The following is a 22,101-nucleotide window of genomic DNA, read 5'->3' as shown; positions in this document are numbered from 1 at the left end:
GCTTAAGGAACCAAAAGGGGTAAGATAAATATTCTTCGGAGGGAAGTAAAATCACATCGGCCTTTAGTCGTCAAAATTTCTGAAAACCTGCTGAATATCTTCACTCAGAAAGCCTTTTGCATGCAGATAGCGTTGCACTTTTGCTTTTTCTTTCCATTCGGTCGGCAACGGATGGCCAAATTTCTTTTCTGCCAGTTCCGCTGCGCAGGCTGACCAGTCGATCTCCGTCTCTTCCATGGCGAGATCAATCGCATCACGGCTTATGCCCTTTTGCCCCAGCTCCAGCCGGATCCGTTGTGGGCCAAAGCCTTTACGGCTGCGGCTCTGAATAAATCGCTCTGTGAAGCGCTCATCGTTCAGCCAGCCATTTTCGCTGCACCAGTTGATGACCCTTTCCAACAGCTCGGGAGTGATAATTTCAGGTTCTTTTTGTTTTATCCACGCACTGCGCTGGGCAGATAACTGCAGTTTTTGTTTGAGCTCTTCGCGACTGTGATCGCGCTGACCCAGCAGGCGCATTGCCCGATCGAGCAGGCGTGAAAAAGAGATAACGTGTGGCTGAGGTTGTTCAGACATACTGCGCACCTTTAACAAACGGAAAGAGAGTATGGAGGCAGAGGAGGAAAGAGGAAAGGCAAGTGAGAGGTTAACGTCAAACGGGAGCAGATTTCTCTGCTCCCGTTTCAGGCATTAATAGTCTTCGTTTGCTTCGCTGGCTGCATTCTCAACGTCGTCAGCGGAGAAGTCCGCTGCGTCGTTTTGCTCAGCGCCGTTGAGCAACATGTCGCGCAGTTTCAGGTCAATTTCGTTCGCGACAGCCGCATTTTCCTTGAGGAAGTTGCTGGCGTTTGCCTTACCCTGACCAATTTTATCGCCTTTATAGCTGTACCAGGCACCCGCTTTTTCAATCAGCTTGTGCTTCACACCGAGGTCTACCAGCTCGCCAAAGGTGTTGATCCCTTCGCCATACATGATCTGGAACTCAGCCTGCTTAAAGGGCGCAGCAATTTTGTTCTTAACCACTTTAACGCGGGTTTCACTACCGACGACGTTATCACCCTCTTTGATGGCGCCAATACGGCGGATATCAAGGCGAACTGACGCGTAGAACTTCAGTGCGTTACCGCCGGTGGTGGTTTCCGGATTACCGAACATCACACCAATTTTCATACGAATCTGGTTGATGAAGATCAGCAGCGTATTCGACTGTTTCAGGTTACCGGCCAGCTTACGCATCGCCTGGCTCATCATACGCGCCGCCAGGCCCATATGTGAGTCACCGATTTCGCCTTCAATTTCGGCTTTTGGTGTCAGGGCAGCAACGGAGTCGACGATAATCACGTCAACGGCACCGGAGCGCGCCAGCGCGTCACAGATTTCCAGCGCCTGTTCACCCGTATCGGGCTGTGAACACAGCAGGTTATCGATATCAACGCCCAGTTTCTTGGCGTAGACCGGATCCAGTGCGTGTTCAGCATCGATAAAGGCACAGGTTTTACCTTTACGCTGTGCGGCGGCAATCACCTGCAGCGTCAGCGTGGTTTTACCCGAGGCTTCAGGACCGTAGATCTCGACGATACGGCCCATCGGCAATCCACCCGCACCTAATGCGATATCCAGTGACAGGGAGCCTGTTGAGATGGTTTCCACATCCATTGAGCGGTCTTCACCCAAGCGCATGATGGAGCCTTTACCAAATTGCTTCTCAATCTGGCCGAGCGCGGCAGCTAAAGCCTTCTGTTTGTTTTCATCAATTGCCATTTCTACTCCTAATCATGCCGGGTAAACACGCACACATGGTGCCTGTGCACTTTCTGTTGCGAATAATTATACTGTATAGTCATACAGTATCAAGTTTAATTTTTCAGAAATTTACTGGCCAATGTCTGCAGCGCCCAGGCAACCGACTGACGGCGCACCGCATCACGGTCACCGTCAAACTGCTGGCGAAAAGCCATGACAATATCGTCGGGGCCGGCAAAGCCAAACCACACCGTTCCCACGGGTTTGTCTTCACTGCCCCCCTCCGGGCCAGCAATGCCGCTCACGGAAATGGCGTAATCGGCCCGCGCCTGCTGCCGGGCACCGACAGCCATTTCGCGCACTACGGCTTCACTGACCGCGCCAGAGTGCGTCAGTGAGGCGGCACTGACGCCGACTAATTCCTGCTTGGCTTCATTACTGTAGGTCACGAATCCCCGTTCAAACCAGGCCGAGCTTCCACTGATGTCCGTAAACACCTTGGCGATCCAGCCGCCGGTGCAGGATTCGGCGCAGGTCACCGTAGCATTACGCTGCTTCAGCGCCTCACCAATCTGCGCACTCAACGTCTGCAACTGCGAATCATTCATTTTGTCGCTCCCTGTCAACGAGTACTGAACATGGTGCAAGCCCTGCCCTTTTTCAAGCGCCTGGGGTAAAGCAATGCAGAAATTGCGTGTGACTATCCAGATATTTTAGCGATTACGTGTCGCCACCATGAAAAGCCGGGGAAACGCCAGTAAGACCTTGCCGTCCTGCCGCGCCGGATACGCGGTCATGAGGCACTGGTGATAGGCGGCCAGAAACTGTTCCTGTTCAGATACGCTAAGTGGCGCAAGAAACGGACGCAGCCCGGTGGCTTTCAACCAGTGGATGATGGCCTGGGCATTATCCATAACGTGATAATAGGTGGTCCGCCAGATATCAACGGCACACCCGGCCGTTGTCAGCACATCGTAATAGTGTTCAGTTGAAGGTATTCGCTTGCGCTCGGCCGCCTGCGCGCTGATTTTGTCACGCCACGGCCCGGAAGTGGCCACATCTCGCATTAACTGATGTGAAGGCTCATCCAGATTATCAGGCATCTGGACGGCCAGCGTACCGCCGGGTGCCAGCTGATTTACGAGATGTGGTAAGAGCGAGGAATGGCCGCCCAGCCACTGTAGCGAGGCATTCGCATAGATAACCTGCTGTGGAATCGCGGCCTGCCAGGTGGCGATATCAGCCTGAATAAATGCGCATTGTGGTAGACGTTCACGCGCCTGCTCCAGCATGGCAGCAGAACTGTCGAGGCCCGTAATCTGCGCCTGTGGCCAGGCGTCGACAAGCAGTTCGGTACTGTTGCCGGGGCCGCACCCCAGATCGGTAACGAAACGGACATCTTCAACCCTGATTCTGGACAGTAATTCCTGAGCCGGTCGTGTTCTTTCGGCTTCGAACTTGCGATACAGCGTGGGATCCCAGTCTTGCATAACGTTTCACCTCTCATGCGCTCCGGACACACAGAACATAGACGTATAAATACGCATAAAGTGCCCGTTCAGGCAACAAAAGGGATAATGTCTGGTGGGGCTGTCAACGGATTTTGGCAGAGCCGGTGAGTACCGGTAACGCATCAGGGCGACGTGAGGACACATAAAATCGGGCGCACTGGGCGCCCAATACCATCAGTTCTTTTTGACAAACTCAGACTTCAGCTTCATCGGACCGAATCCGTCAATTTTACAATCGATATTGTGGTCGCCTTCTACCAGCCGGATACTCTTCACGCGGGTGCCAATCTTCAGCACAGAAGAGCTGCCCTTCACCTTGAGATCCTTGACAACCGTTACGCTGTCGCCATCTGCCAGTATATTGCCGTTAGCATCGCGAACGACCTGTTCCTGAGCGCTGTCGCTGCCTTCAGCTTGCGTCCAGATATGACCACATGACGGACAGTTTAGGTTCTCAGCATCCTGCCAGGTGTAATCAGCCTGGCAAACGGGACAAGCAGGTAAAGACATAACGACTCCAGATAATAACGGCGGCACAAAATACAGGGCCGCCATCATATAGCCTTACAGTTAATAAGGGTAGTATTAAAACAGCGAGCCCTTGCGCGCCTTGCTGACCGCTTCACCCAACTGCCACACAGCCATCGCATAATGCGTGCTGTTGTTATAACGCGTAATGGCATAGAAGTTAGGTAAACCGTACCAGTACTGATAACTGGTGCCTAAATCCAGCCGCAGCAGGCTGACCTGATCATTGCCGTCCAGCGGACCCTGGGGAGAAAGTCCTGACGCGGCCAGCGTACTGACGCTGTAACGGGTCTTAAAGCCATTCTCCAGCATCGGTGCCTGGCCGCTGGCCGGCACGGCCACATTCTCGCCAGGACGCCAGCCATTCTGCTGAAAATAGTGCGCGACGCTGCCTATCGCATCGACCGGATCCCATAAATTAATATGGCCATCACCATTGAAGTCGACTGCGTAAGCTTTGTAGGACGATGGCATGAACTGGCCATAGCCCATCGCACCGGCAAACGATCCTTTGAGATCGAGCGGATCGTCTTTTTCATCACGCGCCATCAGCAAAAAGGTTTCCAGTTCGCTGCTGAAATAGGCAGAACGGCGTGGATAATCAAAGGAGAGCGTAGCCAGTGCATCCAGAATACGGGTTTTGCCCATAACACGGCCCCAGCGCGTTTCGACGCCAATAATGCCGACGATAATTTCCGGCGGAACGCCATAGACCTGCTGCGCGCGCTGCAGAGCATCCTGATATTGATTCCAGAACGCCACGCCATTTTGTACGTTATCCGGCGTAATAAACTTATCGCGATAGCGGATCCAGGCCCCGTTAGGCCCACTTGGTGGTGTATACGAGGGAGCCTGGCGATCCATCAGACGCAGGACATAATCCAGTCGTTTTGCCTGGCCGATGATGGCGTGCAGTTGCTGACGGTCAAAGCCGTGCTTCGCCACCATTTTATCAATAAATTGTTCTGCAACAGGGTTACTGGCGAAATCACCAAACATCGGTTGAACCGCATGTGCGGGTTCCAGTAAAAATCCGCCTTTCGGCGCAATCAGTTCCGCAGGAGGCTGCGGCTGCGAAGTGTGTGGCTTACTGCTACAGGCGGCAAGCAGGGCAAAAAGCGGAAGAAGAGCAAGCTTAGAACGCATTGGATATCCATATAACAAGCCAGACCAGGGATGTTAATGTTAATCGTTCAGCAGGAAGACATACAAACGTGATCGTATAAAAAATCGCTTTTTTTACCGCTGCATCGGCACGTTTTGTGAAGTGGCCCGAACGCTGAGGCCTCCCTTTACTGACGCGCTTTCTGTCACCCCGCGGCTTTGTTAAGTTCATGACTCGCCGTGGCAACCCTGATGATGCAGAAGCCGTAAACTGGTAAGATTCCTGCACGGTACAGACATCCCTGTCTGTCTCTCTGTTAAACCACCGCCTTGACCGTGACGGGCAAAAGGAAGAGTCAACCTTGAGTAAAGATGAGATGAAAAAAGCAGAGCAAATGGACTTGAGCACCCATACGCCAATGATGCAGCAGTATTTACGCCTCAAGGCCGAGCATCCTGACATCCTGCTGTTTTATCGCATGGGCGATTTCTATGAGCTGTTTTACGACGATGCGAAACGCGCCTCTCAGTTATTAGACATTTCCTTAACCAAGCGCGGTGCCTCGGCGGGCGAACCGATCCCTATGGCCGGTGTCCCGCATCATGCGGTTGAAAATTATCTGGCGAGGCTGGTGCAACTCGGTGAATCGGTCGCCATCTGTGAACAAATTGGCGACCCGGCGCTCAGCAAAGGGCCGGTCGAACGTAAGGTCGTCCGCATTGTTACCCCGGGGACGATCAGTGATGAGGCACTCTTGCAGGAGCGGCAGGATAACCTGCTGGCCGCTGTGGTGCACGGTGCGCGCGGCTATGGTTATGCCACGCTGGATATCAGTTCAGGCCGGTTTCGTCTGAGTGAGCCCATGGATCTGGAAACCATGGCGGCCGAACTGCAGCGAACCAATCCTGCCGAACTCCTTTATCCGGAAGATTTTTCGCCGATGTCGCTCATCGATCAGCGTCGTGGTCTGCGCCGGCGTCCCCTGTGGGAATTTGAAATTGATACCGCGCGTCAGCAGCTTACTTTGCAGTTTGGTACGCGGGATTTAAACGGTTTTGGTGTTGAGCAGGCCCATCTCGGCCTGCGCGCGGCGGGTTGTCTGCTGCAGTATGTCAAAGATACCCAACGGACCAGCCTGCCACATATCCGCGCCATCAGCATGGAACGTCAGCAGGACAGCATCATCATGGATGCCGCTACCCGACGTAATCTTGAAATTACCCAAAACCTTGCAGGCGGTACCGAGAACACCTTAGCCGCGGTGCTGGATAAAACCGTCACGCCAATGGGCAGCCGGATGCTAAAACGCTGGCTGCATATGCCGTTGCGTGACAGCAGCGTCATCGCGAAACGACAGGAATCAATCGCCGAGCTGCAGGCGCTGAGCGACGTGCTTCAGCCCGTTCTGCGCCAGGTCGGTGATTTAGAGCGTATTCTGGCCCGTCTGGCGCTACGCACGGCGCGTCCACGCGATCTGGCGCGCATGCGCCATGCGTTTCAGCAGTTGCCGGAACTCAACGATCTGCTGGCAAACGCCGGGTCCGCCCACCTGAAAACCCTGCGTACCCAGATAGGTGACTTTAGCGACCTGCGCACACTGCTTGAGCAGGCCGTTGTCGAATCCCCACCGGTATTAATCAGAGATGGCGGGGTGATCGCCCCGGGTTATCACGCTGAGCTGGACGAGTGGCGCGCCCTGGCGGATGGCGCGACGGATTATCTGGATCGCCTGGAGATCCGCGAACGTGAAAAACTCGGTCTGGACAGCCTGAAAGTCGGTTTTAACGGCGTGCACGGTTATTACATTCAGGTCAGCCGGGGTCAGAGCCATCAGGTGCCTATTCACTATGTCCGCCGTCAGACTCTTAAGAATGCTGAACGCTATATCATTCCCGAGCTGAAGGAGTATGAAGACAAGGTCCTGACGTCAAAAGGCAAAGCGCTGGCGCTGGAGAAAAGCCTGTATGAAGGCCTGTTTGATCTGCTGCTGCCGCACCTTGAAGCGTTACAGTTAAGTGCGGCGGCGCTGGCCGAACTGGATGTACTGAGTAACCTCGCGGAACGCGCATGGACGCTAAACTACTGCCGTCCCACGCTGCACGACAAGCCCGGGATTAAAATCACCGCCGGCCGCCATCCGGTAGTGGAGCAGGTCCTGAAAGAACCTTTTATCGCCAACCCGCTCTCGCTGGCACCACAACGCCGCATGTTGATCATCACAGGCCCGAATATGGGCGGTAAAAGTACCTATATGCGTCAGGCTGCGTTAATCGCGCTGATGGCCTGGATCGGCAGTTTCGTTCCCGCCGAAGAAGTGGTTATTGGTCCACTGGATCGTATCTTCACCCGTGTGGGCGCAGCAGATGATCTGGCCTCCGGCCGCTCGACATTTATGGTCGAAATGACGGAAACGGCCAATATTCTGCACAACGCGACAGAAAACAGCCTGGTCCTGATGGATGAAATCGGCCGCGGCACCTCTACGTATGACGGCTTGTCGCTTGCCTGGGCTTGTGCGGAAAACCTGGCGAACCGAATCAAAGCGATGACCCTGTTTGCAACGCACTACTTTGAACTGACGACCCTGCCTGAGAAACTGGAAGGCGTGGTTAACGTTCACCTGGATGCGGTAGAACATGGCGATACGATTGCGTTCATGCACAGTGTGCAGGACGGTGCCGCCAGTAAAAGCTACGGGCTGGCCGTGGCCGCGCTGGCCGGCGTGCCAAAAGAGGTGATTAAACGCGCGCGTAATAAGCTGAAAGAGCTCGAAACGGTTTCCAGTCAATCCGCAACGTCAAACGTTGACGGCTCGCAGTTGCCATTGCTGGTGGAAGAAACGTCTCCCGCCGTGGAAGCGCTGGAAGCACTGGATCCCGATACGCTGACACCGCGCCAGGCGCTGGACTGGATTTACCGCCTTAAAGCACTGGTCTGATGACGGCCGCCCTTTCGCGGGGCGGCTATGGATTTCCCGTTACGCGTTTCTCTGCGCCCGCCTTCTTTACCCCTGCTGGCGCATCCTTCTGCTACCGCTTTACGCGATTACAGGCTGATAAAGCGGTGTCATAATGCTGTCGTGTGCCTGTCGTGCTGCGATCGTGTTTCTGTCGACACTTACCGGCGATGCTGCAAACCGATTGTTTACTCTTTCGGAGACTCATTATGCGTAACCTGAACAACGTCAGAGAATATCGTCTGGCACGTGCCTGGTCACAGGAACAACTGGCTGAAATGGCCGGCCTCAGCACCCGAACCATACAGCGCATCGAAAACGGCGATCCGCCCAGCCTGGAAACATTGAGCGCACTGGCGGCCGTGTTTGAGATTAACGTGACCGATCTGACCGATGCCCCTGCGAATAACGGTGAAGCGCTGGACAGCTACATTTCTGACGCCCGCCAGCAGCTGGCTGCCGAGAGCCGGTTTTACCGTTCTCTGTTTAGCGCTGTGGTGGTATGCGCATTGCTGTATGTCCTGAACCACTTTACGGCGCCCAATGACCGCTGGTCACTCTGGGTCGCCGCCATTTGGGGCGCCTTACTGCTCGTCAGAGCATTGCGTCTGTTTATATTTAAGGATGCGATCCGCCGCTGGCAGCAAAAACGGCTGCAAAAATTATTGCGCAGGCAGGGCTAAGTTGCGCCGGTTACACATCTCTGTTACACCACACTGTGGGAAAAGCCTATGAACTGGTATCGTCAGGACGCGTTTGCTGTTCGTCTGGAATGGGGGATCCCGGCCATTGATCATCTGGCCGGGGACGTGGATATCATCGTGATTATTGACGTGATGTCCTTTTCTACCTGTGTCAGCGTGGCAGTGGAGAACGGGGCGCGCGTCTATCCTTATCCTTGGAAAGATCACTCTGTCACGCAGTATGCGCAGTCCGTCGGTGCCATCGCGGCTAACAGCGACAGGCGTTTCAGTGGCGAGGGCTACAGTCTGTCGCCGCGAACGTTACTCAGCGTTCGTCCGGATGAAAAACTGGTGCTGCCCTCCCCTAATGGCTCCGCAACCTGCTTCAGGGCGCGGGAACGGGGCGTCCCCGTGCTGACAGGCTGCCTGAGAAACCTGACCGCAACGGCCGAAGCCTGCCGCGCCTTCAGCCGTATTCTGATTGTCCCCTGTGGCGAACGTTGGCCAGACGGGAGCCTTCGCCCCTGTATTGAGGATTATGTGGTAGCGGGGGGAATCATTGCCGCGCTGGCACAACGCACGCTTTCACCTGAAGCGCAGACCGCTGTCGCCGCCTGGCACGCTCATCAGTCCCAGAATTTCGCGGCACTGTTTCACTGCGCGTCCGCAGTCGAGCTGATACAAAGAGGCTTTCCGGACGATGTGACACTTTGCCTGACAAAAGATGCCGCCCGTCAGCCCTGTTTTCTGACAGGGGAGTATTTTGCCGGACAGACTTAAGCGTAAATAACAGACAAAAAAAAGCGATGGGGGTTACCCATCGCTTTCTGTTGACGTGCCGTATTCAGCTTATTCGCGGAACAGTGCTTCAATGCTGAGGCCCTGACCTTGCAGGATTTCGCGCAGACGGCGCAAACCTTCAACCTGAATCTGGCGCACACGCTCGCGGGTTAAACCGATCTCACGGCCAACATCCTCAAGCGTTGCCGCTTCATAGCCCAACAGGCCGAAACGACGAGCCAGCACTTCGCGCTGCTTGGCGTTCAGTTCGAACAGCCATTTAACGATACTTTGCTTCATATCGTCGTCTTGCGTGGTATCTTCTGGGCCGTTGTCTTTTTCATCGGCCAGGATATCCAGCAGCGCTTTCTCAGAATCGCCCCCTAAAGGAGTATCAACTGAGGTAATACGTTCGTTGAGACGCAACATACGGCTTACGTCATCAACCGGTTTATCCAGTTGTTCTGCAATCTCTTCCGCACTCGGCTCGTGGTCGAGCTTGTGAGAAAGTTCACGCGCAGTACGCAGATAAACGTTCAATTCTTTCACAATGTGGATCGGCAAACGAATTGTCCGGGTCTGGTTCATGATTGCCCGTTCAATGGTCTGACGAATCCACCAGGTGGCATACGTTGAGAAACGGAATCCACGTTCTGGATCAAATTTCTCAACGGCGCGAATCAAGCCGAGGTTACCTTCCTCAATCAGGTCCAGCAGGGCCAGACCGCGATTGCTGTAACGTCGTGCAATCTTCACCACCAGTCGTAAGTTACTTTCGATCATGCGGCGACGAGAAGGAATATCACCTCGTAATGCCCGGCGAGCGAAGAGTACCTCTTCCTCGGCCGTCAGCAATGGAGAATAGCCAATCTCCCCAAGATAGAGCTGAGTAGCGTCAAGGACACGTTGCGTCGCACCCTGCGCCAGCAACTCCTCTTCTGCTACATCATTGTCGCCAGAGTCATTTTCGACGAGCGCCTTCTCATCAAAAATTTCTGCTCCATTCTCTTCGAATTCCGCATTCTCATGTAACTCGTTTACTTTCAGCGTATTCTGGCTCATAAGTGGCTCCTACCCGTGATTCCAGGGCAGACTCCAGAGGACTCTGCCGGATTATCGCTGCGGTAAATAACGCAACGGGTTTACGGATTTCCCCTTGTAACGAATTTCAAAGTGTAATCTAACTGAACTGGTTCCGGTGCTACCCATGGTAGCGATCTTTTGCCCAGCCTTAACTTCCTGTTGTTCCCGGACCAGCATTGTATCGTTGTGGGCGTAGGCACTCAGGTAATCATCATTGTGTTTGATGATGATTAAATTACCGTAACCACGAAGCGCGTTGCCTGCATAAACCACCCTTCCTGAAGCAGTGGCCACAACCGGCTGTCCGCGCGAACCTGCGATATCGATCCCTTTGTTACCACCCTCGGTGGCAGAGAAGTTATCGATGATCTTACCTTCGGTCGGCCAACGCCAGCTTCCAACAGGCGTTGAACTGTTTGTTGTACTGCTCACCGTCGGTGGTGCGGTAACGGCTGGAGCTGTTGTCGTTGCAACATTTGCTCCCTTCGAAGGCAACAATTTACTGCCATTCGAGTTACCTGAATCATCAGAATACGTAATAACAGGCTGCTGTGCAACAGGGGCCTGTTTTATTTGTGGTGCGGTGACGATGCCACTTTGTGATGCATCCGCCGCGGTAATCGCGTTGCCCCCGGTAATAGGCTGGCCGGAGCCGTTGTCGACCTGCAAGGTTTGCCCAACATTTAGGCTGTACGGTGGCTGTACGTTGTTGCGCTGCGCCAGATCGCGGAAGTCATTGCCGGTAATCCAGGCAATATAGAAGAGGGTATCGCCGCGTTTTACGGTGTACGTTTGTCCAGAATAGCTTCCTTTAGGAATATTCTGATAACTTCTGTTGTACACAATTCGCCCGTTCTGGGTTTCAACTTCATTACTTGTATTATTACCGGTACTAATGATTCCCGGCTTATTCTGCGGCACAGGCGTATTTCGGCTTAACATGCCGCCCTGCGATGGCATCGTCGGCACACCACTGGCAACAGGCGCAGTACCAGTGCTGGCCATATTACCGTTATCATTCATGCTGCTGCCGTCGCCGATATTACTTATTGGCGCTTGTGTATTGTCGCCTGAACTACAGCCTGCCAGCCAAAAACTTACCAGTGAAAGCGCCGCCAGACGGCGTAACTGAAAAATTGTGCTTCCCGTGCTCATTAATCCCCCGTGGTGGCAACCTTTAAAAACTGACTTTCTCTTTTCACCAGCACATTACACTGTGTGGCACGTTAAACGCTGTATTTTCGTTGAACTGACTGGATAGTAACAATATCAACTACCGTGTGCCATGAAACAGTTATTAAGAAATGCTAACACGGTCATCAGGCCAGATCGCCCTGAACCAGCGGGACGAAACGCACCGGCTCAATCGTTTCCTCGGTGATTTCACCGCCACGTCGGCGCAGGCGTTTAAGCACCTGCTGCTCTTCACCGACAGGTAGCACCATAATGCCACCTTCTGCCAGTTGTGCTATCAGCGCAGTCGGAATTTCGGGGGGCGCCGCCGTCACAATAATGGCATCGAAAGGCCCGCGCGAGGGCCAGCCCTGCCAGCCATCACCGTGGCGGGTAGAGACGTTATGTAAATCGAGCTGTTTCAGACGGCGCTTTGCATGCCACTGCAGACCTTTGATGCGTTCGACAGAGTAAACATGCTCAACCAGATGAGCCAGAATCGCGGTCTGATAACCAGAACCGGTCCCGATTTCCAGAACACGCGAGTGCACATCGAGCTCCAGCAGGGCGGTCATCCGCGCCACCATATAGGGCTGTGAAATCGTCTGGCCTGAGCCGATGGGGAGCGCCATGTTATCCCAGGCTTTGTGCTCAAAGGCCTCATCGATAAAGCGCTCACGCGGCACGTCGGCGATGGCTTTTAACAGGTGTTCGTCATGAATCCCCTGTTGACGCAGTTGCGCCAACAGTGTCTCGATACGCCGACTCACCATACCAGGTTTACCTCAGCGTTATCCAGCCAGCGACTCAGCACGTCCTGAGCCTTGTGCGCGGTGAGATCAACATGCAGCGCGGTGACGGACACATAACCTTCATCCACGGCGGCAAAATCAGTATCAGGGCCGGCATCCAGTTTTTCGCCCGGTGGTCCTATCCAGTACAGCGGATTGCCGCGCGGATCGGTTTGGGCAATCACCTGATCGGCCGGATGCCGACTGCCACAGCGCGTCACGCGAATGCCTTTCACCTCCGCCAGCGGCAGATCGGGCACATTGATGTTCAGTATGCGTCCGGTGCGCAGCGGCTCACGACTCAGCGCTTTTAGCAGCGCACAGGTTACCGCCGCCGCAGTGGCATAGTGCTCGTGACCATTGAGCGAAACCGCAATGGCGGGCAAACCCAGATGACGTCCCTCCATGGCCGCGGCCACCGTGCCGGAATAGATAACGTCATCACCCAGATTGGGGCCGGCATTGATCCCCGAGACCACAATATCGGGTCGGGGTTGCATCAGCGCGTTTACGCCCAAATACACGCAATCGGTGGGCGTGCCCATTTGCACCGCAATGTCCCCGTTTTCATGGGTAAAGGTGCGCAACGGGGTTTCCAGCGTCAATGAGTTGGAGGCACCACTGCGATTGCGATCCGGTGCCACCACCTGCACCTCGGCAAATTGACGCAAAGCCTTTGCCAGCGTCTGAATACCAGGCGCATGGATGCCATCATCGTTGCTGAGCAATATCCGCATTTAATTCTGACCTTTTCTGTTCAACCGGGTCGCCGTAATAAGGACCTGTTTTGAAGCATGGCAACAGGTTATGACTGGACAGCGACTTTTGCATTCTAGCGGTGAGCGAGAGGAAGTGGTAGACGAAAATAAAACGCACAGGCAGGAAAAAGGTAACACATTTGCTTGAAAGGAAAGATTTCGTGCGATGCTGGCCCCCTGCTACGCCGCCCATTGTGCACGCCAGCGCGTCCCTCACCCGCGCGACTGGCCAGGTGAGGACGTGGCTTATTCGTCAGGTAAATCCGCTGTGTCGTCAGTGATGACCAGCTCTCTGACCACGCTGGTGGCAAAGCTGCCCGCCGGTAACCAGAACTGCAACGTCAGGGTGGCGTCATCCAGCCACTGCCAGTGCAAATCGCGCGGCACCACCAGCATGGCACGCCGGCTGGCCTCCACCCGTTCACGCACCAGCAGCGCGCGCAGTTCTACCGCATCCGCCAGACAGTGCTCTTCGAACGCCAGCGCGTCGCCCTGTGGCCCCGCCTCGCCTTTTCCGGGCAAGGGTGCCGTGATACGCAACGCATGCTGATCCACGCGCGCCTGCAACGCCTCCCTTTCCTCGGGCTGGGCGACAAACCAACTGCCACGCCCGGTAAGCTGCAATGCATCCCCGTTCATGACCTGAGTCAGGCTACCCTGCTGCTGCAAACGCAGACTGGTGACCTGATTGAATAACGCACTGCGTGCAGCAGAGAGCATCAGGCCACGTTTATTGCGGTCACGTATCTGGATTTCCTGACGCGCCAGTTTCAACGCCGTCTGCAGATTGTTGCCGTTGCGCCCAAAGCGTTGCTCGCCAAAATAATTAGGCACACCGCGTTCACGAATCTGCTTAAGGCGGGCCTCGACGTCATCACGCTGGCTGACCTGTCGTATGGTCAACCGAAAGGCGTTTCCGGCCAGCGCGCCGACGCGCAATTTGCGCTTATGACGCACAACCTCAAGGATTTCGACGCCTTCTGATGCAAAGCCTGTCAGGTTGGGCATCGCATTGCCCGGCACACGGAAGCAGAGTGTTTGCTCAGTCACGGCGTGGCGGTCTTTCATGCCGGCATAACTGAGGTCGCGGGCAGGAATTTTCATAAATTTTGCCAGGGCTTCGGCAACAAAACGCGTATTGGCACCCGTTTTACGAATGCGCACCAGCACATGCTCACCTTCACCGTCAGGGCGGTACCCCAGGTCTTCCTTCACCTCGAAGTCTTCCGGACGGGCTTTAATCACGCCCGTCGCGCCAGGCACACCGTGGAGGTACTGCAACGTCATGCCGACTCCGTTTTCAGCAGCAACGCGACCGCTTCACAGGCAATGCCTTCGCCGCGTCCGGTGAACCCGAGCTTTTCCGTCGTGGTGGCTTTAACGTTCACCTGATCCATATGGCAATCCAGATCTTCAGCAATATTGATGCGCATCTGGGGTACATGCGGCAGCATTTTAGGTGCCTGAGCGATAATCGTGACGTCCACGTTACCGATGCGATAGCCTTTCGCCGCAATACGGCGCCAGGCTTCCCGCAGCAAACCGCGGCTGTCTGCGCCTTTGAACGCCGGATCGGTATCCGGGAACAGCTTGCCAATATCGCCCATTGCCACCGCGCCCAGTAAGGCATCGGTCAGAGCATGCAGTGCCACGTCGCCATCCGAATGGGCGATAAAACCATACTCAAATGGAATTCGCACACCGCCAATCACCAGCGGACCTTCTCCACCGAAAGCGTGAACGTCAAAACCGTGACCGATACGCATCATGCGCTCTCCTTTGACTGAATCTGACTAAGATAAAAAGCCGCCAGGGCTAAGTCTTCCGGGCGGGTAACTTTAATGTTATCGCTGCGACCTGTGACCAGTTCAGGATGGTAGCCACAATATTCCAGTGCCGAGGCTTCATCGGTAATGATCGCGCCCTCGTTCAAGGCGCGGGTCAGGCAGGCGGTAAGGAGCGCGTAGGGAAAAAGTTGCGGCGTCAGGGCATGCCACAGATGGTCACGTTCGACCGTATGCGCAATCGCTGACTGGCCGGGTTTCCCCCGCTTCATGGTGTCACAGACCGGTGCCGCCAGAATGCCACCCGTTTTGCTCTTTCCTGGTAACTGCAGCAGGCGGTCCAGATCATCCGGATGCAGACACGGGCGCGCGGCATCGTGCACTAACACCCAGTGTGCGCCCTGCGCCGCCTGTAATCCCGCCAGAACCGACTCGGCACGCGTTTCTCCGCCGGTCACGCGCACAACACGCGGATCGCTGGCCAGCGGCAAACGGGCAAAGTGATTATCGTCAGGGCTTAACGCGACGATGACCTGAGAAACCGCGGGATGGGAGAACAGACGCGCAATACTGTGTTCCAGAAGTGTGTGCTGACCAATCGTCAGATACTGTTTGGGACAGGTTGCCTGCATGCGGCTGCCGATACCGGCAGCGGGCACCACGGCAATCACATCCGCAGAGTGGGACTGATTGTTCATGTTTTATCGTTGTTGGTTTTGCGCAGCTTGTTGCGCGTTGCGTTTGTTCTGGTCAGGCACCAGACGATAGAAGGTTTCACCCGGCTTAATCATGCCTAATTCACTGCGTGCGCGTTCCTCGATCGCTTCAGAGCCGCCATTGAGATCGTCAATTTCGGCAAACAGTTGATCGTTACGCATTTTAAGTTTGGCGTTTGTCGCCTTTTGTACCGCCACGTCATCGCTGACGCGCGTAAAATCATGGATACCATTCTTGCCTAACCACAAGGAATATTGCAGCCAGCCAAGCAGCACCAGTAGCAGTAACGTCAGTTTTCCCATCCCGCCCCCTAAAAACGGCTCAATCATCCCATAACTTTACTCAGGACTCCACACTAGCAGCGAAAATGCCTGCTAATGCCGTTCGCCTGAGCAAAAAAGGAGAAGAATGAGAAGGCACAAGACCGGAAAACTTTTGTAACCTGCTGGTGCGTTTAGACATCAACGCCGTTACCAGCGTGACAGAAACAGGAACAGTATCCAGAACTGGAGGGCGACAGCGATAACGCATATCAGGGAGGTCCATATCCATTGTCCACGCAGCCAGGTACTCAGTACCATGCCCGTCAGGACGGAAACCGGAAACAGCGCCAGGAAAAAGGGCCACGTGTAGAGAAAGAAAAACAGCGTACTGGAGCCGTACAACAGGAAAGGAATGGCCAGCGCACACCAGTAACATACGAAACCAATGATGCCACCCGGTAATACCGAACGCGGTTCATCAGGCGTACGTGAGTCTTTGCGTGCCAGCATGGGGGTTATATTCTGCATAAATATCCTGTCAACGCGAAGGCGGCAAAACGGAATGCGCTCTGCCGCTGTCTGTTCAGGAACTGATAATATCGCGCTGGCGCAGCAGATCTAATAATTGGGGCGTCAGTTTTGTAACCAATTGTTCCCCATTAAGCCGGATTTCTGGCTGTTCCGGCGCTTCATAAACGCTGTCTATACCGGTGAAATTTCGCAATTCGCCCGCGCGGGCTTTTTTGTATAACCCTTTCGGGTCGCGCGCTTCACAGACTGCCAACGGTGTATCGACATAAACCTCAATAAACCGGCCTTCATCCAGCAGATCACGCACCATTTGACGCTCGGCCCGATGCGGTGAGATAAACGCGGTCAGCACCACTAACCCCGCATCCACCATCAGTTTTGCGACTTCGCCTACCCGGCGAATATTCTCTTTACGATCGGCATCGCTAAAGCCCAGATCGCGGCACAGGCCATGACGCACGTTGTCGCCGTCCAGCAGATAGGTGCTGACGCCGATGCGGTGCAACGCCTGTTCCAGCGCGCCAGCCACGGTGGATTTTCCCGACCCCGAAAGGCCGGTGAACCACAGCACCACGCCCTGATGGCCGTGCTGCTGTTCACGCGCATCGCGCGTGACGGGATGGTCATGCCATACGACATTTTCATCATGCCGGGCCATTACTGACCGCCCAGCAGATCGCGTGCATTCCAGTGCGGGAAATGACGACGAACCAGCGCATTCAGTTCCAGTTCAAACGCACTAAATTCACCGTGCTGCTGGGGGTTATCGGCCAGCGGCTCATGAATAAGCCCTGCCCCGACGGTCACGTTACTCAGACGATCGATGATAATCATTCCGCCGGTGACCGGGTTATCCTGATAGCTGTCGAGCACCAGCGGTTCGTCAAAGGTAAACGTCACCAGACCAATGCCATTCAGCGGCAGGTTGTCCGCCTCGCGTTTTTCCAGCGAGTTAATCTCAACCTGATGAATGACCTTTTCAACACGACCGCGCGCTTTTTTGCCCGCAATTTTTACATCGTAACTTTGCCCGGCCTGTAACGGCTGCTCTGCCATCCACACCACATCGACGGTGGCTGACTGAACCGCACGCAGTTCCGCGCTTGCCTCCACGAGCAGATCGCCACGACTGATATCAATCTCATCATTGAGAACCAGCGTAATGGCTTCACCCGCGCCCGCCTCCTGCAAATCGCCATCAAAAGTCACGATACGGGCAACAGTCGATTCAACGCCGGAGGGCAGCACTTTAACCCGCTGGCCCACCTTTACGGTCCCGGACGCGAGCGTACCGGCATAACCCCGGAAATCAAGATTGGGACGGTTGACGTACTGCACCGGAAACCGCATTGGCTGATGATCGACGACTGCGTTCAGCTCCACCGTTTCCAGCACGTCCAGTAAGGTCGGACCGGTGTACCAGGGCATGCTTTGACTCTGTGAGGCGACGTTTTCGCCTTCCAGCGCCGACATCGGCACGAAACGAATATCCAGGTCGTCGGGCAGTTGTCCGGCAAAATCGAGATAATCCTGTTTGATCTGCTCGAACACAGACTGCTGATAGTCCACCAGATCCATTTTGTTGATCGCCACGACCAGATGCTTGATTCCCAGCAGAGTGGAAATAAAGCTGTGGCGGCGGGTCTGGTCCAGCACGCCTTTACGGGCGTCGATCAGCAGAATAGCCAGATCGCAGGTCGATGCCCCCGTCGCCATATTGCGGGTGTACTGCTCATGCCCCGGCGTGTCGGCAATGATGAATTTGCGCTTCTCGGTAGAGAAATAGCGGTAAGCGACGTCAATGGTGATGCCCTGCTCACGCTCGGCTTGCAGGCCATCCACCAGCAGGGCCAGATCCAGTTTTTCGCCCTGCGTACCATGACGTTTACTGTCACTTTGTAATGACGACAGCTGATCTTCGTAGATTTGTCGGGTGTCGTGCAGCAGGCGACCGATCAGCGTACTTTTCCCATCGTCCACGCTGCCGCAGGTCAGAAAACGCAGCAGGCTTTTGTATTGTTGTGCGGTCAGCCAGGCTTCAACGCCGCCCTGTTCGGCAATTTGTTGTGCAATTACGGTATTCATCTGGCGTCTCCTTAGAAATAACCCTGACGTTTTTTCAGTTCCATCGAACCGGACTGATCGCGGTCAATCACCCGGCCCTGACGCTCGCTGGTGGTCGAAACCAGCATCTCTTCAATAATCTCAGGCAAGGTTTGCGCTTCAGATTCCACCGCACCGGTGAGCGGCCAGCATCCCAGGGTACGGAAACGCACCATGCGCTGTTTAATCACTTCACCTGGCTGAAGGTTGATACGGTCGTCATCGATCATCATCAGCATGCCGTCACGTTCCAGTACCGGACGCGGCGCGGCAAGATAGAGCGGAACAATCTCAATGTTTTCCAGGAAGATGTACTGCCAGATATCCAGCTCGGTCCAGTTTGACAGCGGGAAAACACGGATGCTCTCGCCTTTGTTAATCTGGCCGTTATAGTTATGCCACAGTTCCGGGCGCTGGTTTTTCGGGTCCCAGCGATGAAAACGGTCACGGAATGAGTAGATACGCTCTTTAGCGCGTGACTTCTCTTCATCACGGCGCGCGCCACCAAAGGCCGCATCGAAACCGTACTTGTTCAGGGCCTGCTTCAGGCCTTCGGTTTTCATGATGTCGGTGTGTTTGGCACTGCCGTGCACAAAGGGATTAATGCCCATCGCCACGCCTTCCGGGTTGCGATGCACCAGCAGTTCGGCCCCCATGGCTTTTACGGTGCGATCGCGGAATTCGTACATCTCACGAAACTTCCAGCCGGTATCGACATGCAGCAACGGGAAGGGCAGCGTACCCGGATAGAAGGCTTTGCGTGCCAGATGCAGCATCACAGAAGAATCCTTGCCGATAGAATACATCATGACCGGATTGCCAAATTCGGCTGCCACTTCACGGATGATATGGATACTCTCTGCCTCCAGTTGGCGCAGATGAGTGAGTCGTTTTTGATCCATCGTTTTTCCTCTCAAGCCAGATTGACAACGGCGGACTCACGAGCCCCCTGCTGTGCCGAATGCTGAAACCAGGCAAGTTGCCCGTGTAAATTAACCACTTCCCCAATCACCAGCAGGGCCGGGGAAGGCGCTGACGCTGCCAGCGTTTCAAGATGTTCAAGCGTGCCGGTCAGAACCTGTTGGTCGGACCGGGTGCCGCGGCCAATTACCGCCACCGGCGTCGACGCCGCGCGTCCATGGAGAATAAGCTGTCGACTGATTTCGGCGGCCTTCATCGCGCCCATATAAATCGCCAGCGTTTGTCGCGCGCGCGCCAGGGACGGCCAGTCAATGTCATCACTATCCGGCCGACAGTGACCGGTAATAAACAGAACGCTCTGCGCGTAATCACGGTGCGTCAGCGGGATACCGGCGTAGGCGGTTGCGCCAGCGGCAGCGGTAACGCCAGGCACGACCTGGAACGGAATGCCCGCCTGCTGGGCGGCCTGTAACTCTTCGCCGCCGCGGCCGAAGATAAACGGATCGCCGCCTTTCAACCGCACCACGCGCTTGCCTTTCTGCGCCAGCTGCACCATCAGTTGGTTGATTTCGTCCTGCGGTAACAGATGCGCGCTGGCACGCTTGCCCACGCAGATACGGTCGGCATCGCGTCGAACCAGATCCAGCACCTCTTCACTGACCAGATGGTCATAGAGCACCACATCGGCAAGTTGCATCACCTGCAGCCCGCGCAGCGTCAGCAGACCGCTGTCGCCCGGCCCGGCACCGACAAGGATAATCTCGCCCTGCCGGGGCGGCTGATCGCCCAGTTCGCTGTCCAGCGTCGCTTTGGCGGCCTCAACATCGCCTGTTGCCATCTGACTGGCAAAGCGGCCGTTAAAGATCCGTTCCCAGTAGCGGCGGCGATCGGACATGCGACTGAAGCGGGCTTTGACTTTGTCACGCCACTGCCCCGCCAGCTCGGCCATCTGGCCCAGATGAGACGGCAGCAACGTTTCCAGCTTTTCACGTAACATGCGGGCAAGGACCGGTGCCGTCCCGCTGGAGGAGATCGCCACCACCAGCGGTGAGCGGTCTACGATGGAGGGGAAAATAAAACTGCATTTCGGCTGATCGTCGACGACATTGACCAGTTTATGGCGGGCATTGGCCTCGTCATAAACCTGCGCATTCAGCGCGTTATCGTCGGTCGCGGCAATGACCAGAAACACCTTGTCTAGCTGTGCAGGCTCAAAAGCCGTCGCCAGCCATTCAAGCTGCTGTTCATCCAGTAAGGTTTGTAACTCCGGGCACAGCTCGCGTGAGGCAATCTGAATGCGCGCCCCCGCCCGACGCAGCAATTCAATCTTGCGCGCCGCGATATCTCCCCCGCCCACGACCAGTACAGGTCGACCCGCGAGATCGGCAAAAAGAGGCAAATAATCCACGTTAACCCTGGTGTTGTTACGATGCGTTATCGCGACTATACGTTCCCTGGTGAATTGAGATGAAATTACGAATTGGAATGAGATGTTACCGAATGGAATAACGCTAAAGAAAAGCTCAGAACAAAATGTGCTTAGCGGATGATCCTACAGGCCTTTCAGGACGATTCAAATTGTGTAATGAGCATCACAGTTTCATACTAGGCCACAAAAAATGCCCCTCCTTTTTAGGAATAAGCCACAAGGAACCCGACATGCTTGCCTTTCTCCGCCTGGCCGCACTGCTTGGTGGCAGCGTGATCTTCAGCGCTCAGGCCCTGACCGACCTCACAGGACACTTCGCCGAACAGCAGGTCCGTCATATCTCAACGTACTTTCCCGGTCGCATGAGCGGCAGCCCGGCCGAGTTGATGGCGGCGGAATACCTGCAACATCAGTTTACGGCCCTGGGGTTTGAAACCAATACCCGACAGTTCAATACGGGTTACACATGGCAGGAACGTGATGGCACATCGCGCTGGCGCAAGCTTACCGCGACCTCGGTGATCGCCGCACGGGAAGGCAGCGCCCCACAGGAAATTCTGGTGATTGCCAGCCTGGATACCTGGATTCCACTCAGCGACAATGAGCAGGCGCGCGGCCTGGGTGGCCTGCGTTTGCAAGGCGTGGATGATAATGCTTCCGGATTAGGCGTGATGCTGGAACTGGCTAAGCAGTTAAGCCATAAGCCGCTTCATTACGGGGTGCGCTTTGTGGCGCTCAGCGCCAGCGAATCCCATCTGCATGGCATGGACGATTATGTGGCGCGCATGAGCGAGAAAGAGAAGAAGAATACGCTGCTGGTAATCGATCTCAACAGTTTGATTACGGGCGACCACCTCTATTTCAACAGCGGTATGAACACGCCGCGTGCCGTACGCAAACAGACCAGCGAACGCGCCCTGCTGCTGGCGCGTCGTTTTGGCATTTCCGCCGCCAGTCGTCAGCTCACGAAAAATGACTTTCACGGTGTCAATCCTTTCGATGCGGCAGGTTTTCCCTTACTGGATGTCACCGCCAGAAACTGGAACGCAGGCAGCAAAGACGGCGACCAACAGCGCCGCCGTTCCCGGCATTTCCCTGACGGTACCACCTGGCATCAGACCGACCGCGACAATCTGGATTTCCTGGATCACTGGCTGCCCGGTCGTATCAGTCTGCGCACCCATGACAGTGTGAAAGTCCTGCTGCCGTTACTGAGTGAACTAACCAACCCCAAAGTGTGAG

Annotated in this window: 23 protein-coding genes; 4 read left to right on the top strand and 19 right to left on the bottom strand. The window is 55.2% G+C overall.

Annotated elements, in window-relative coordinates; all coding sequences use genetic code 11:
* Positions 1–63 precede the first annotated feature (63 nt).
* The 6 genes from GC090_RS04715 to mltB form a co-directional block, all read right to left on the bottom strand.
* Positions 64–576: a regulatory protein RecX gene (locus GC090_RS04715; protein ID WP_080752857.1), complete on the bottom strand. Its 513-nt coding sequence runs from the start codon at positions 574–576 to the stop codon at positions 64–66.
* 114 nt (positions 577–690) lie between these two features.
* Positions 691–1,761 (bottom strand): recombinase RecA, encoded by a 1,071-nt coding sequence (gene recA, locus GC090_RS04710; protein WP_006120721.1) that lies wholly within the window; start codon positions 1,759–1,761, stop codon positions 691–693.
* Between the two features lie 95 nt (positions 1,762–1,856).
* Positions 1,857–2,351, bottom strand: a complete 495-nt coding sequence (gene pncC / locus GC090_RS04705; RefSeq protein ID WP_058708937.1) for a nicotinamide-nucleotide amidase — start codon at positions 2,349–2,351, stop codon at positions 1,857–1,859.
* A gap of 105 nt (positions 2,352–2,456) precedes the next feature.
* The gene (gene tam / locus GC090_RS04700) at positions 2,457–3,233 is read right to left on the bottom strand and encodes a trans-aconitate 2-methyltransferase (protein ID WP_324020967.1); all 777 of its coding nucleotides are present in this window, start codon (positions 3,231–3,233) and stop codon (positions 2,457–2,459) included.
* 195 nt (positions 3,234–3,428) lie between these two features.
* Positions 3,429–3,764: a zinc ribbon domain-containing protein YjdM gene (locus GC090_RS04695; protein ID WP_006120723.1), complete on the bottom strand. Its 336-nt coding sequence runs from the start codon at positions 3,762–3,764 to the stop codon at positions 3,429–3,431.
* Positions 3,765–3,839: 75 nt separating this feature from the next.
* Positions 3,840–4,928: a lytic murein transglycosylase B gene (gene mltB, locus GC090_RS04690; protein ID WP_058708939.1), complete on the bottom strand. Its 1,089-nt coding sequence runs from the start codon at positions 4,926–4,928 to the stop codon at positions 3,840–3,842.
* A 335-nt stretch (positions 4,929–5,263) separates the two neighbouring features.
* Between mltB and mutS the strand changes: the two genes are divergently transcribed.
* From mutS to GC090_RS04675, 3 genes are all read left to right on the top strand, one after another.
* Complete coding sequence (gene mutS / locus GC090_RS04685; protein WP_172913447.1) at positions 5,264–7,825, top strand: DNA mismatch repair protein MutS; 2,562 nt, start codon at positions 5,264–5,266, stop codon at positions 7,823–7,825.
* 227 nt (positions 7,826–8,052) lie between these two features.
* Entirely contained in the window at positions 8,053–8,526 is a 474-nt protein-coding gene (locus tag GC090_RS04680; RefSeq protein ID WP_033739674.1) for a helix-turn-helix domain-containing protein, read from the top strand.
* Positions 8,527–8,574: 48 nt separating this feature from the next.
* The gene (locus tag GC090_RS04675) at positions 8,575–9,306 is read left to right on the top strand and encodes a 2-phosphosulfolactate phosphatase (protein ID WP_006120727.1); all 732 of its coding nucleotides are present in this window, start codon (positions 8,575–8,577) and stop codon (positions 9,304–9,306) included.
* A gap of 69 nt (positions 9,307–9,375) precedes the next feature.
* On the opposite strand, the gene rpoS is transcribed toward GC090_RS04675, so the two are convergent.
* From rpoS to cysG, 13 genes are all read right to left on the bottom strand, one after another.
* Positions 9,376–10,368: an RNA polymerase sigma factor RpoS gene (gene rpoS / locus GC090_RS04670; RefSeq protein WP_006120728.1), complete on the bottom strand. Its 993-nt coding sequence runs from the start codon at positions 10,366–10,368 to the stop codon at positions 9,376–9,378.
* A 51-nt stretch (positions 10,369–10,419) separates the two neighbouring features.
* On the bottom strand, positions 10,420–11,544 hold the full coding sequence (nlpD, locus tag GC090_RS04665) for a murein hydrolase activator NlpD (RefSeq protein ID WP_033739535.1): 1,125 nt from the start codon (positions 11,542–11,544) through the stop codon (positions 10,420–10,422).
* A gap of 164 nt (positions 11,545–11,708) precedes the next feature.
* Positions 11,709–12,335, bottom strand: a complete 627-nt coding sequence (locus GC090_RS04660; protein WP_006120730.1) for a protein-L-isoaspartate(D-aspartate) O-methyltransferase — start codon at positions 12,333–12,335, stop codon at positions 11,709–11,711.
* Positions 12,329–13,090 carry a 5'/3'-nucleotidase SurE gene (gene surE / locus GC090_RS04655; RefSeq protein ID WP_006120731.1) on the bottom strand — a complete coding sequence of 254 codons (762 nt, stop codon included), beginning with the start codon at positions 13,088–13,090 and terminating at the stop codon, positions 12,329–12,331. The genes GC090_RS04660 and surE overlap by 7 nt, the downstream gene beginning before the upstream one ends.
* 267 nt (positions 13,091–13,357) lie before the next feature.
* On the bottom strand, positions 13,358–14,398 hold the full coding sequence (gene truD / locus GC090_RS04650) for a tRNA pseudouridine(13) synthase TruD (protein WP_058708940.1): 1,041 nt from the start codon (positions 14,396–14,398) through the stop codon (positions 13,358–13,360).
* Positions 14,395–14,877, bottom strand: coding sequence for a 2-C-methyl-D-erythritol 2,4-cyclodiphosphate synthase (ispF, locus tag GC090_RS04645; protein WP_269751002.1), 483 nt, complete (start codon positions 14,875–14,877; stop codon positions 14,395–14,397). Before ispF ends, truD begins: the two co-directional genes overlap by 4 nt.
* Positions 14,877–15,593, bottom strand: a complete 717-nt coding sequence (gene ispD, locus GC090_RS04640) for a 2-C-methyl-D-erythritol 4-phosphate cytidylyltransferase (protein ID WP_324020965.1) — start codon at positions 15,591–15,593, stop codon at positions 14,877–14,879. The genes ispF and ispD overlap by 1 nt, the downstream gene beginning before the upstream one ends.
* A 3-nt stretch (positions 15,594–15,596) precedes the next feature.
* On the bottom strand, positions 15,597–15,914 hold the full coding sequence (gene ftsB / locus GC090_RS04635; protein ID WP_006120735.1) for a cell division protein FtsB: 318 nt from the start codon (positions 15,912–15,914) through the stop codon (positions 15,597–15,599).
* A 168-nt stretch (positions 15,915–16,082) separates the two neighbouring features.
* A complete protein-coding gene (locus GC090_RS04630; RefSeq protein ID WP_006120736.1) occupies positions 16,083–16,403 on the bottom strand; it encodes a DUF3561 family protein in 321 nt (106 codons plus the stop codon).
* A 55-nt stretch (positions 16,404–16,458) separates the two neighbouring features.
* Positions 16,459–17,064 carry an adenylyl-sulfate kinase gene (gene cysC, locus GC090_RS04625; protein WP_033739539.1) on the bottom strand — a complete coding sequence of 202 codons (606 nt, stop codon included), beginning with the start codon at positions 17,062–17,064 and terminating at the stop codon, positions 16,459–16,461.
* Positions 17,064–18,491 carry a sulfate adenylyltransferase subunit CysN gene (gene cysN, locus GC090_RS04620; protein ID WP_324020963.1) on the bottom strand — a complete coding sequence of 476 codons (1,428 nt, stop codon included), beginning with the start codon at positions 18,489–18,491 and terminating at the stop codon, positions 17,064–17,066. The genes cysC and cysN overlap by 1 nt, the downstream gene beginning before the upstream one ends.
* Positions 18,492–18,502: 11 nt before the next feature.
* Positions 18,503–19,411, bottom strand: a complete 909-nt coding sequence (cysD, locus tag GC090_RS04615; RefSeq protein ID WP_006120739.1) for a sulfate adenylyltransferase subunit CysD — start codon at positions 19,409–19,411, stop codon at positions 18,503–18,505.
* Positions 19,412–19,422: 11 nt separating this feature from the next.
* Entirely contained in the window at positions 19,423–20,838 is a 1,416-nt protein-coding gene (cysG, locus tag GC090_RS04610; RefSeq protein WP_033739542.1) for a siroheme synthase CysG, read from the bottom strand.
* Between the two features lie 251 nt (positions 20,839–21,089).
* Between cysG and GC090_RS04605 the strand changes: the two genes are divergently transcribed.
* Positions 21,090–22,100 (top strand): aminopeptidase, encoded by a 1,011-nt coding sequence (locus tag GC090_RS04605; RefSeq protein ID WP_006120741.1) that lies wholly within the window; start codon positions 21,090–21,092, stop codon positions 22,098–22,100.
* Position 22,101 lies beyond the last annotated feature (1 nt).

This window comes from Pantoea sp. JZ29 (assembly GCF_035190385.1).
GTDB classification, from domain to species: Bacteria; Pseudomonadota; Gammaproteobacteria; order Enterobacterales; family Enterobacteriaceae; genus Pantoea; species Pantoea stewartii.
This window is presented reverse-complemented; position numbering and strand designations above follow the sequence as displayed.

What these genes read in the sequence shown, in the direction of transcription:
- cysN (WP_324020963.1), bottom strand. Translation starts at nt 18,491, where the DNA reads ATGAATACCGTAATTGCACAACAAATTGCCGAACAGGGCGGCGTTGAA.
- pncC (WP_058708937.1), bottom strand. Translation starts at nt 2,351, where the DNA reads ATGAATGATTCGCAGTTGCAGACGTTGAGTGCGCAGATTGGTGAGGCG.
- truD (WP_058708940.1), bottom strand. Translation starts at nt 14,398, where the DNA reads ATGACGTTGCAGTACCTCCACGGTGTGCCTGGCGCGACGGGCGTGATT.
- nlpD (WP_033739535.1), bottom strand. Translation starts at nt 11,544, where the DNA reads ATGAGCACGGGAAGCACAATTTTTCAGTTACGCCGTCTGGCGGCGCTT.
- GC090_RS04630 (WP_006120736.1), bottom strand. Translation starts at nt 16,403, where the DNA reads ATGCAGAATATAACCCCCATGCTGGCACGCAAAGACTCACGTACGCCT.
- recA (WP_006120721.1), bottom strand. Translation starts at nt 1,761, where the DNA reads ATGGCAATTGATGAAAACAAACAGAAGGCTTTAGCTGCCGCGCTCGGC.
- GC090_RS04715 (WP_080752857.1), bottom strand. Translation starts at nt 576, where the DNA reads ATGTCTGAACAACCTCAGCCACACGTTATCTCTTTTTCACGCCTGCTC.
- ispD (WP_324020965.1), bottom strand. Translation starts at nt 15,593, where the DNA reads ATGAACAATCAGTCCCACTCTGCGGATGTGATTGCCGTGGTGCCCGCT.
- rpoS (WP_006120728.1), bottom strand. Translation starts at nt 10,368, where the DNA reads ATGAGCCAGAATACGCTGAAAGTAAACGAGTTACATGAGAATGCGGAA.
- GC090_RS04660 (WP_006120730.1), bottom strand. Translation starts at nt 12,335, where the DNA reads ATGGTGAGTCGGCGTATCGAGACACTGTTGGCGCAACTGCGTCAACAG.
- ispF (WP_269751002.1), bottom strand. Translation starts at nt 14,877, where the DNA reads ATGCGTATCGGTCACGGTTTTGACGTTCACGCTTTCGGTGGAGAAGGT.
- GC090_RS04680 (WP_033739674.1), top strand. Translation starts at nt 8,053, where the DNA reads ATGCGTAACCTGAACAACGTCAGAGAATATCGTCTGGCACGTGCCTGG.
- cysC (WP_033739539.1), bottom strand. Translation starts at nt 17,064, where the DNA reads ATGGCCCGGCATGATGAAAATGTCGTATGGCATGACCATCCCGTCACG.
- GC090_RS04695 (WP_006120723.1), bottom strand. Translation starts at nt 3,764, where the DNA reads ATGTCTTTACCTGCTTGTCCCGTTTGCCAGGCTGATTACACCTGGCAG.
- ftsB (WP_006120735.1), bottom strand. Translation starts at nt 15,914, where the DNA reads ATGGGAAAACTGACGTTACTGCTACTGGTGCTGCTTGGCTGGCTGCAA.
- mutS (WP_172913447.1), top strand. Translation starts at nt 5,264, where the DNA reads ATGAAAAAAGCAGAGCAAATGGACTTGAGCACCCATACGCCAATGATG.
- mltB (WP_058708939.1), bottom strand. Translation starts at nt 4,928, where the DNA reads ATGCGTTCTAAGCTTGCTCTTCTTCCGCTTTTTGCCCTGCTTGCCGCC.
- tam (WP_324020967.1), bottom strand. Translation starts at nt 3,233, where the DNA reads ATGCAAGACTGGGATCCCACGCTGTATCGCAAGTTCGAAGCCGAAAGA.
- GC090_RS04675 (WP_006120727.1), top strand. Translation starts at nt 8,575, where the DNA reads ATGAACTGGTATCGTCAGGACGCGTTTGCTGTTCGTCTGGAATGGGGG.
- surE (WP_006120731.1), bottom strand. Translation starts at nt 13,090, where the DNA reads ATGCGGATATTGCTCAGCAACGATGATGGCATCCATGCGCCTGGTATT.
- cysD (WP_006120739.1), bottom strand. Translation starts at nt 19,411, where the DNA reads ATGGATCAAAAACGACTCACTCATCTGCGCCAACTGGAGGCAGAGAGT.
- GC090_RS04605 (WP_006120741.1), top strand. Translation starts at nt 21,090, where the DNA reads ATGCTTGCCTTTCTCCGCCTGGCCGCACTGCTTGGTGGCAGCGTGATC.